General features: G+C 58.8%; 10 protein-coding genes. 9 read left to right on the top strand and 1 reads right to left on the bottom strand.

Translation table 11 applies throughout. From position 1 onward, the window contains the following. The 3 genes from trkA to RZA33_RS09650 form a co-directional block, all read left to right on the top strand. Positions 1-1,038, top strand: a 1,038-nt coding sequence (trkA, locus tag RZA33_RS09660) for a Trk system potassium transporter TrkA (RefSeq protein ID WP_317507640.1), incomplete at its 5' end; no start/stop codon positions are given. Between the two features lie 52 nt (positions 1,039-1,090). Further along, positions 1,091-2,539 carry a TrkH family potassium uptake protein gene (locus tag RZA33_RS09655; protein WP_317507639.1) on the top strand — a complete coding sequence of 483 codons (1,449 nt, stop codon included), beginning with the start codon at positions 1,091-1,093 and terminating at the stop codon, positions 2,537-2,539. Positions 2,540-2,584: 45 nt separating this feature from the next. Next, entirely contained in the window at positions 2,585-3,859 is a 1,275-nt protein-coding gene (locus tag RZA33_RS09650; RefSeq protein WP_317507638.1) for a TraB/GumN family protein, read from the top strand. Here RZA33_RS09650 and RZA33_RS09645 read toward each other — a convergent pair. Next, the gene (locus RZA33_RS09645; protein WP_317507637.1) at positions 3,794-4,573 is read right to left on the bottom strand and encodes a tRNA-uridine aminocarboxypropyltransferase; all 780 of its coding nucleotides are present in this window, start codon (positions 4,571-4,573) and stop codon (positions 3,794-3,796) included. The two genes, RZA33_RS09650 and RZA33_RS09645, sit on opposite strands and share 66 nt — an antisense overlap. Before the next feature lie 156 nt (positions 4,574-4,729). Here RZA33_RS09645 and bioB point away from each other — a divergent pair, with 156 nt between their 5' ends. The 6 genes from bioB to bioA are packed head-to-tail and all read left to right on the top strand — an operon-like array spanning position 4,730 to position 10,390. Continuing rightward, the gene (gene bioB, locus RZA33_RS09640) at positions 4,730-5,794 is read left to right on the top strand and encodes a biotin synthase BioB (RefSeq protein WP_317507636.1); all 1,065 of its coding nucleotides are present in this window, start codon (positions 4,730-4,732) and stop codon (positions 5,792-5,794) included. Beyond that, a complete protein-coding gene (gene bioF / locus RZA33_RS09635) occupies positions 5,787-6,944 on the top strand; it encodes an 8-amino-7-oxononanoate synthase (RefSeq protein WP_317507635.1) in 1,158 nt (385 codons plus the stop codon). The genes bioB and bioF overlap by 8 nt, the downstream gene beginning before the upstream one ends. Next, entirely contained in the window at positions 6,926-7,654 is a 729-nt protein-coding gene (locus RZA33_RS09630; RefSeq protein ID WP_317507634.1) for an alpha/beta fold hydrolase, read from the top strand. Before bioF ends, RZA33_RS09630 begins: the two co-directional genes overlap by 19 nt. 14 nt (positions 7,655-7,668) lie before the next feature. Then, positions 7,669-8,433 (top strand): malonyl-ACP O-methyltransferase BioC, encoded by a 765-nt coding sequence (gene bioC, locus RZA33_RS09625; protein ID WP_416337860.1) that lies wholly within the window; start codon positions 7,669-7,671, stop codon positions 8,431-8,433. Then, the gene (bioD, locus tag RZA33_RS09620) at positions 8,430-9,119 is read left to right on the top strand and encodes a dethiobiotin synthase (RefSeq protein WP_317507632.1); all 690 of its coding nucleotides are present in this window, start codon (positions 8,430-8,432) and stop codon (positions 9,117-9,119) included. The genes bioC and bioD overlap by 4 nt, the downstream gene beginning before the upstream one ends. Beyond that, positions 9,116-10,390 carry an adenosylmethionine--8-amino-7-oxononanoate transaminase gene (bioA, locus tag RZA33_RS09615; RefSeq protein ID WP_317507631.1) on the top strand — a complete coding sequence of 425 codons (1,275 nt, stop codon included), beginning with the start codon at positions 9,116-9,118 and terminating at the stop codon, positions 10,388-10,390. Before bioD ends, bioA begins: the two co-directional genes overlap by 4 nt. Position 10,391 lies beyond the last annotated feature (1 nt).

Here is a 10,391-nt window from a genome sequence, read left to right as displayed (position 1 = left end):
CACGAAGCGATCCCTATTGATGTACTGATCAGCCCCGAGCAGGTGGTCACCGACCACGTACGCCGCCTGATTGAGCACCCCGGTGCCCTACAGGTATTGGAGTTTGCCGGTGGCCTGGTACAGCTGGTGGCGGTGAAAGCCTTCTACGGCGGCCCGCTGGTAGGTCAGGACTTGGCCTTTTTGCGTCGCCATATGCCCAACGTGGATACCCGGGTGGCGGCGATTTACCGCCGCAACCGGCCGATTATCCCTCGCGGCGATACGGTCATTGAAGCTGACGACGAGGTATTCTTCCTTGCTGCCCGGCGCGATATACGTGCGGTAATGAGCGAGCTGCGCCGTGTCGAACGGGATTTCCGTCGCGTCGTGATCGCCGGGGGTGGCAACATCGGCGAGCGGCTGGCCGAGCACCTGGAACACAGCCATCAGGTCAAGATCATTGAGCATAGCCTGGAACGCTGCACCACCCTCTCTGAGCGCTTGGATCGCACCGTGGTGCTCCACGGTAGCGCCACCAGCAAGCGGCTACTGGAAGAAGAGAATATCGAAGAGTGCGATATCTTCTGCGCGCTGACCAACGACGATGAGGTCAATATCATGTCGTCGCTGCTCGCCAAGCGCTTAGGCGCCAAGAAGGTGCTGACGCTGATTAACAACGCCGCCTACGTGGATTTGGTGCAAGGCGGCGAGATCGACATCGCCATTTCGCCTCAGCAGGCGACCATCGGCAGCCTGCTCACCCACGTGCGGCGCGGCGATATTGTCAACGTTCACTCGCTGCGCCGGGGCGCTGCCGAGGCCATTGAAGCCATCGCCCACGGCGACAAGCAGTCCTCCAAGGTGGTCGGGCGTACCATCCGCGAGATCGGCCTACCCGACGGCACGACCATCGGCGCGATTGTGCGCGGCAAGGAGGTCATCATCGCCCATGGTGATGTGATGGTGGAGAGCGGCGACCACGTGATTTTATTCGTGATCGACAAGCGCCGTATTCGCGACGTGGAGCGCCTGTTCCAAGTCGGCTTGACGTTCTTTTGATCACCCTCGAATCACGGCCACCGGCTGCTAATAACAGGAGCATGCGGCAACCATGAGTCTGCGGGTTATTTTACGCATTTTGGGGCTGTTGCTAATACTGTTCAGCCTGACCATGCTCCCCCCCACGTTGATTTCACTGTGGTTCCGGGATGGCGTATGGAACGCCTTTATTAGCGGCATGGCGATTTCCGTCGCCACAGGGCTACTGCTGTATCTACCTAATCGTCACTCGCAAAAAGAGCTGCGCATCCGCGATGGCTTTATTATTGCCGCGATGTTCTGGACCGTGCTGGCGCTGTTCGGCTCGCTGCCGCTGATGCTGTTCGGCGACGGCTCGCTGGGCATGACCGATGCAGTCTTTGAGTCGTTTTCCGGTTTGACCACCACCGGTGCCACGGTGATTACTGGCATCGATTTTTTACCCGAGTCGATTCTCTACTATCGCCAGCAGCTCCAATGGCTGGGTGGCATGGGGATCGTCGTTTTGGCCGTTGCCATTTTGCCCACCCTAGGCGTTGGTGGTATGGCGCTGTATCGCACCGAGATTCCTGGGCCACTAAAAGACTCCAAGCTCACGCCGCGCATTACCGAAACTGCCAAGGCGCTGTGGTACATCTACGCCGCGCTCACCCTGGCCTGCATGATCGCCTATATGCTAGCGGGCATGAGCTGGTTCGATGCCTTAAGCCATAGTTTTTCCACCATCGCCAACGGCGGCTTTTCCACCTACGATGCCAGCATCGGCTATTTCGACAGCGCCACCATCGAGATGATCTGCGTAGGCTTTATGTTGATTTCAGCATTCAGCTTTAGCCTGCACTTTATCGCCTGGCGTGAAAAAAGCTTGTTGCATTACTTCCACGACTCAGAAGCGTGTTTTTTAATGCTATTTCTGCTCGCGCTGTCCGTGGTCACGGTGCTCTCCCTGTGGTTAACCGACACTTACGACACAATGCGCGGCCTACGCCACGGGGTCTTCCAGGTCGTTTCGGTGGCAACAACCGCAGGCTTTGGCGTCGCCGACTTCTCCATGTGGCCCGGCGCGCTGCCCTTTTTGCTGTTCATGGCCGCGTTCGTGGGGGGCTGTTCAGGCTCGACCGGTGGGGGCATGAAGGTGATACGGATTATTTTGATCATCAAACAGGGCATGCGCGAAATCATGCGGCTGATCCACCCCAACGCGGTGATTGCGGTTAAAGTGGGCAAAGTCAGTGTCCCCGACAGCATTGCTCAAGCCGTATGGGGTTTTTTTTCGGTCTACGTGATGCTGTTCTTTTTAATGCTGGTGGGCGTCATGGCGACCGGGGTTGATCAGGTAACCGCCTGGTCGACGGTGGGGTCTGCGCTCAACAACCTTGGCCCCGCCCTAGGCGAAGCCAGCACCCACTATGGCGACATGCCCAGCTTGGCGAAGTGGATCCTGGTGATGGCCATGCTGCTCGGTCGCCTGGAAATTTTTACGGTGCTCGTGCTGTTTACCCCTGCTTTCTGGCGGCGTTAAGCACTTCAAGCCTGCCCCCCTTATTGATCGATTTGAGAGCTGTTAATGAACCACGAAGATACATCTCACGACGAAACGCCCAACGCAGAAGCGGGGTCGCCGGCTGAAACCCCGACTTCGCTACCGACCACCAGCGGGCCGTTAAAAACGTTCACTATCGGTGAGACTCGCTACACCCTGCTAGGCACGGCTCATGTGTCCGCCGAAAGTGCCGACGATGTTCGTGCGCTTTTGAATAACGATACCTTTGATGCGGTGGCCATTGAGTTATGTGACGCCCGCCACCACAGCTTGTCCAATCCCGATGCCATGGGCGAGCAGGATCTTTTTCAAGTCTTTAAAGAAGGCAAAGCGGGCATGGTTGCCGCAAGCCTGGCGCTGGGCGCGTTTCAGCAGCGCATTGCCGACCAGTCCGGCATTCAGCCTGGCGCCGAAATGCGCGCCGCCGTTGAAGAAGCTAGCCGCCGCCAACTACCACTTCTGCTGATTGACCGCGATGTAGGCGTAACGCTGAAACGCATCTACCGCAATGTGCCCTGGTGGCAGCGTTTTTCACTATTTTCAGGGCTTATCGGCAGCGTGCTTTCCCGCCAGGATGTCTCTAAAGAGGACATCGAAAAGCTCAAAGAGGGTGATATGCTGGAAGCCACCTTCAGCGAGTTTGCCGCCGAATCCGAAGCGCTGTATACCCCACTGATTCGTGAACGCGACCGCTACATGGCGCTACGCTTAGCCGAAGAAGCGCCGCCGGGACGTTACCGACACGTGCTCGTAGTGCTGGGCGCCGGTCACCTAAAAGGCACCGGCGAACACCTTGAAGTCCCACTGCCTGCGGACCCGAAGGAAGAGCGTGAATCACTAGAAGCCACTCCGCCGCCGTCTAAGCTTTGGAAAGCGCTGCCCTGGCTGATTACCGCCTTGGTACTCACCGGCTTTGCGATTGGTTTTTCGCGCAACACCGACCTTGGCTGGCAATTGGTGCTTGAGTGGTTCTTGATTAACGGCATTCTTTCCGGCGGTGCGACGATTATCGCCATGGCGCACCCGGTGACGGTCATCGCCACCTTCTTTGCCGCCCCCTTGACCTCGCTAAATCCCACCATCGGCGCGGGCTTTGTGGCCGCTGGGGTTGAGCTTTATATGCGCAAACCTAAAGTGCGCGATTTTTCATCGTTACGCCAAGATGTCACGCAGCTGAAAGGCTGGTGGCAAAACCGCGTATCGCGCACCCTTTTGGTGTTTATTCTCGCCACGCTAGGCTCTGCGGTGGGCACCTGGGTGGCCGGATTCAGAATCGCTGGCGCTCTGTTTGGCGGCTAGGCGCCGCATCGCTGCAGTCGGCGGGTCGATTTTGTGATGCAATCGGCTCGCCGCGTAGCTATCATTAAATACCTCAAAGTAGTCATCCAGTACGTCCGCAGCAACCGTATCCCCGCCCTGACGCAGCAGCTCAATCGCCACTTCCGCAGTACAAAGATGTGATTTTGACGCCGGTTTACGCAACCGATAGCGGGTTTCCCGCTCAGTGCGCAGCGGCAGCACCGGCAACGCATCCAGGTAAGGGCTTTTGCGGAACATACGCCGCGCCTGACGCCAGGTGCCGTCCAAAATGATAAACACCGGGATACGCGCCTCGTGCTTTGCCGCGAGAACCGCCTCTATACCCACCACGCGGTCCGCGTAGTCGGGCTGGTCATCGGGGAAAACCACAAAGGGCGCGTAGCGGGGGTCTTCTAACAGTACAGCCAATTGAGCATCAGGCGCCGTGCGGTACCAGGTAAATACCTGGGTCGTCGTGATCACATCGCGAATCAAACGCCCGGTATTGGTCGGTTTATAATGCTCCATCCGGTGCGTCAGCAGCCATACCTGAGCACCGCTTTCCGCCTTCACTTGATACGGGCATAAGCAATTTAGCGCCGGCAGTTGGCAACGCTCGCAGCGGGTTACAAAGCTACCCCGCGCTTTAAACTCCCGCCTCGCTGGCCGCTCAGCGTCCAAGTCATTACCAACAGCGCTATCAAAAGCAGACATCCGCGCTCCAAAAGGTGGCAAAGGCGCAGAGTATAAATGAGCGCACTGTCTTTTGACGAATGTCCCACCGTCAACCTAACAACTTTCCAACGTTGACACCTTTAGTGCAACGCCGCTAAAGTCTCGTCAACTATTAAAAGTTAAAAGGTTTACATGATGACCGCGACCGATATGCAGCGTCACGACTGGACGCTAGACGAGATTAACGCGCTTTTCGCGCTGCCGTTCAATGACCTGCTGTTTCAAGCCCAGCAGGTTCACCGCGCCCACTTTGATGCCAACGCGGTGCAGGTTTCTACGCTGCTGTCGATCAAAACCGGCGCCTGCCCGGAGGATTGCAAATACTGCCCCCAGTCCGGCCACTACAACACCCAGCTGGAAAAAGAGAAGCTGCTGGAAATTGAAAAAGTCGTCGAACAAGCCAAGGCCGCCAAAGAAGCCGGTGCCAGCCGTTTTTGCATGGGCGCGGCGTGGCGCAGCCCCCGCGATAAAGATTTACTGCTGGTAGAAGAGATGGTCCGTCAGGTGAAAGCGGCGGGCCTTGAAACCTGTATGACGCTGGGCATGGTCGACGGCGAACAGGCTAGCCGTCTGGCCACGGCGGGACTCGATTACTATAACCATAACCTGGATACTTCGCCGGAGTTCTACGGCGAAATTATCACCACACGCACCTACAGCGACCGCTTGGAAACGCTTTCCAACGTGCGTGATGCAGGCATGAAAGTGTGCTCCGGCGGCATTCTGGGTATGGGCGAAGACGCCCGGGATCGCAGCGCCCTGCTACAGCAATTGGCCAAGCTCTCTCCGCACCCTGAATCCGTGCCGATCAATATGCTGGTAAAGGTACCCGGCACGCCGCTGGAAAACGTTGAAGACCTCGACCCGATTGAGTTTATCCGCGCCATTGCGGTGGCCCGCATTATGATGCCGCAAAGCCATGTACGGCTCTCCGCTGGCCGTGAGCAGATGAACGAATCGACCCAGGCGCTAGCATTTTTGGCCGGCGCCAACTCGATCTTCTACGGTGACAAACTGCTGACCACCGGCAATCCCCAAGTAGATCGTGACCGCGCGCTGTTTGCCAAGCTGGGCCTGCATCCGGAAAAACGCGAGACCTGCGAAAGTGAAGACACCCAGGCGGCGCGCCTTGCCCAACAGGCTCAGCAGCAGGCACACACCGAGCGCGTTGCCGAGCTAGCGGTAGACGCCAGTGTCTAAAGCGTGGCGAGAGCGCTTGGCCGAGGCCCGAACGCATCGCCAACAGACGCAACGCTGGCGAACTCGGCAGGTAGCCAAAAGCAACACCCTCGACTTTGCCGGTAACGACTATTTGGGCCTCGCTCAGGACCCCCGTGTGAGCGAGGCTCAGGCGGCAGGCGCACGGCTTTACGGCGCCGGTGCGGGGGCGTCGCATCTGGTCAGCGGCCACTTGGAAGTGCACGAGGCGCTAGAAGAGGCCCTCGCCGAATGGACGGGCCGTGAACGTGCATTGCTGTTTTCCACCGGCTATATGGCTAATCTTGGCGTATTGCAGGCACTTGCCGACCGCGACACGGCTATCTTCCAGGATCGCCTCAACCACGCCTCGCTCATCGATGGCGCTGCCCTTAGTGGCGCCCGCTCGCGGCGTTTTCATCACCGCGATACCCACGACCTCGATAGCCTACTAGCGCGCAGTGAGTGCGCCCATAAACTCGTTGTCAGTGATGGCGTTTTCAGTATGGATGGCGACGTGGCCGATATCGCTTCACTGGCCCAGGTCAGCCAACAACGTAACGCCTGGTTGATGATTGACGACGCCCACGGCATGGGTGTGCTTGGCAACAACGGCAGCGGCTGCGCAGGCAGTGATTGGGAAGATACCGAAGTGCCGATTCTCGTCGGCACTCTGGGCAAAGCGCTGGGTACCGCCGGCGCCTTTGTGGCGGGAGATGCCGCGCTGATTGAACACCTGATCCAGTTTTCGCGCAGCTATATTTACACTACCGCCCAGCCTCCGGCGATTGCCGCCGCCACGCTGAAAGCGCTGGCGATTGTTCAGGGTGAACCCGAACACCGCGATCATCTCAACGCCAATATCGCTTACTTTCGCCAGGCAGCGCGGCACTTGGGTCTGCCGCTAAGCGCCTCTGAAACACCCATTCAGCCGCTGGTTTTGGGGGATGAAGCGCGCACGCTGCGCTGGGCTGCTCAATTGCAGACGCTAGGTATTCACGTAGGGGCGATTCGCCCGCCCACGGTGCCTAACGGTGAAGCCAGGCTGCGCATCACCTTGAGCGCACGCCACACCCGCGACCACATTGACCGTCTACTTGAGGCGCTGGCAAAGTGCCAACGTGAGGGGGCTGTGTGTCTTACCCACGCCTAGCGCTACTTTCCGGCTGGGGCATTGATCAGCGTATTTGGCAGCTGCTTGAGGGAAGCTGGCCAAGCGAAATAGACGCCCGGCCGGTGGAGTGGCCGGGGTATGCTGACATGCCCGCACTACCCACCGACCCAACACTCGCTCAGTTAGCGGCATCCATGGCCAACTCATTACCCAGCGATGCCGTATGGGTAGGCTGGTCCCTGGGTGGGTTGCTTGCCACCGCCCTGCTCGACTACCTACCACCGCCTAGGGGGCTTATTTTGCTGGGCGCGGGGGCTACGTTCTGCAGTGATGAGGGTGTTAGCCATGCCCAGCTTGCCAGCTTTCAGCGTGCCTTTCGCCGCGACCCGGAGGCCACCTGGCGGCATTTTTTGCGCTGGCAGGCCCAGGGTGAACCCGATCCACGAAAGGCTTACCAGCGGCTGGCAGAACTGCTGGGCGAGTCACCCAGTGCCGACCACGAAACGCTTTCCCAAGGGCTTGACTGGTTGGCAACGCTCAATAACCAGGCGTGCTTAGCCGCTGCCAGCTGCCCGATCGTCACGCTCATCGGCGAGCATGATCCATTAATGAGCCCTGACCAACGCCGGGCGGGCGAACGCTTAAAAGGCGTTGGCCATTGCCCGATGCTATCGCAGCCCCACGCCTTAACCGCTGAGATTAGCCGCCATGCCGCTAAGATGACTAACGCCCGCGTGGAGGTTGTGTGACTGAACTCACGCTGATGAGCGAAGATAACTGGTCTGCGCGGGTCGCCAAAGCGTTCTCTAGGGCGGCACCTCACTATGATGCGCTTGCCAACGCCCAGCGCCATATCGGCGAAGCGCTGTGGCAATCACTGCCTGGCAAGGCCCATCATCTTCTCGATCTTGGCTGTGGCACAGGTTATTGGACCCATCGCTTGGCCGAACGCTACCCTGCGGCTAAGCTGGCCGGTTTGGATCTAGCCCCCGGCATGCTGGAACAGGCACGCCAACGCTACGGTGAACGTATCCACTGGCAAGTGGGTGATGCAGCGGCGTTGCCATTTGATGACCGCGCCTTTGATCTAGTGTTCTCCAATCTGGCCGTACAGTGGTGCCGCGATATTGGCGCTGTGATAAATGAACTTTACCGTGTGCTACGACCTAGCGGCCACGCACATATCACCACCTTACTCCCCGGCACCTTAGAAGAGATTGCCTTTGCCTGGCAGCGCCCCGAGGCACTGCTGCAAACACCTAGCCATGCCAGCGTCGAACGGGCCATTACTGAAAGCGGACTGACCATCACTCAGCAAACGACCACCGTGGAGCGCTTTTACTACCCCGACTTAAACGCGGTGATGGCTTCCATCAAAGGCGTCGGCGCTCAGGTGGCTCGGCCTAACGCCCAGGTAACCCGTGCTGATGTCGTTGCCGCCAAAGCACGCTTTGAGTCGTTGCGCCAGCCACAGGGCCTGCCGGTGAGCTACCACTGCTTAACGCTGCAACTGGAAAAAAACCGATGAGTGTCTATTTCGTCACCGGCACCGATACCGATGCAGGTAAAACCTTGGTAACCGGCGGTTTATTGCATGCCGCCCGCCGACAACAGCGGAGTACGCTAGGCTTAAAACCCATCGCCTCGGGCAGCCAAACGACGCCTGAAGGCCTGCGCAATAGCGATGCCCTCGCCCTTCAGCAGCAGAGTGTGCCGCCGGTCGCCTATGCCACAGTTAACCCCTTCACCTTTGCTCCCGCTATTGCGCCTCATCTTGCCGCGTTAGAGGCGGGTCAGCCGCTTAAGATTAGCGCCATCGTTAGTGTGCTGCGCGAAACGCTTGCCCAAACATCCAGAGAATTCACCCTGATTGAAGGCGCCGGTGGCTGGCGCGTGCCGTTAAACGAGCAAGAAGATTTTGCTGACCTAGCGATTGCACTTGAGCTGCCGGTGATTCTGGTGGTTGGCTTAAAACTGGGCTGCTTGAATCATGCGCGCTTAACGGCGGAAGCCATTCGCGCCGACGGCTTGGTGCTAGCAGGCTGGGCGGGCAGCATAGTTGACCCTGCCTTTGCTTTTAATCCAGCACGCTTTGCAGCCAATATCGCCCATTTGAACGCCAAGCTGGCAGCCCCCTGCATAGGCATTATCCCCCATCTTGATGCCCCCAACGCCGCAACTGCCGCCCCCTACCTCTCCCTGGAGCCGTTATGACTACGTCGGTTTGGCATCCTTATGCCCACTTAAAAACCCAAACGCCCGCACCCAAGGTAGTCGGCGGTGACGGCGCTCACTTTGTACTTGAAGGCGGCGAGAGGATGCTGGATGCCACCTGCTCCTGGTGGTGCATGATTCACGGCTACGGCCACCCGCGCCTGGTAGCGGCCATTCGTGAGCAGGCCGGCGAACTGTGCCATGTAATGCTTGGCGGCTTAACCCACGCACCCGCCGACGAGTTGGCCCGTGAACTGGTGCGCGTCACCCCCACCGGTCTGAATCATGTCTTCTACTCCGACAGTGGCTCGGTAGGCATGGAAGTGGCGATGAAAATGGCCTTGCAGTACCAAGTGCTCACCGGCCACCCTGGCAAGCAAAAAATGCTCTCGCTGATGAAGGCCTACCACGGCGACACCACCGGCTGCATGGCGGTCTGCGACCCGGAAGAAGGTATGCACAGTCTATTCGCCAGCCTGCTGCCCCAGCACCATTTTGCCCCAGCGCCCACGGCGCCCTATAACGCCACACCGGAACAGGTCGAGCACGACCTTAGCACTCTGCGTGATGTGCTTGAGCGCCACCATCACGAGATCGCCGCGCTGCTGATGGAGCCGCTGCTGCAAGCTGCTGGCGGTCTAAACATGACCTCACCAGCCTATCTAACCGGCGCGCGGGCCCTGTGCGATGAGTTTGGTGTACTGCTGATTTTTGACGAAGTCGCCACCGGCTTTGGCCGCACCGGCAAGCTATTTGCCGCCGACCATGCGGGCGTTACGCCGGATATCATGGTGCTGTCGAAAGGCTTAACCGGCGGCTATTTGGGTCACGCCGCGACACTCGCTAACGACCGTGTTCACGACGCCTTTATCGGCGACAGCCCCCAGCATGCTTTTATGCACGGCCCCACTTTCATGGGCAACCCGCTGGCCTGCCGCGTGGCACTAGAAAGCCTGCGCGTGTTCGAAGAAGAAGACTATCTTGGTAAGATTGCGACACTCAGCCAGCAGCTGCAGCATGAGCTAGTTGAGGACCAAGCGCTGAACGCACACCCAGCCGTGGCCGACGTTCGAGTACTCGGCGCCACCGCCGTGATCGAGGCGCACTCCGCTGAGTCACTAGCAGGCGTCGGCGATTTCGCCCGCGAACGGGGCGTTTGGCTACGCCCCATCGGGCGTTGGCTGTATACCATGCCCGCCTACATCACCACTGAAGCGGAAATCACCCAGATTACCGGCGTGATGAAGGCGTGGTTTTTGGCTCAACAATAAG

The organism is Halovibrio sp. HP20-59 (assembly GCF_033052795.2).
Classification (GTDB): Bacteria; Pseudomonadota; Gammaproteobacteria; order Pseudomonadales; family Halomonadaceae; genus Vreelandella.
The sequence above is the reverse complement of the archived record's forward strand: the minus strand, read 5'-3'. Positions and strand labels throughout refer to the sequence as shown.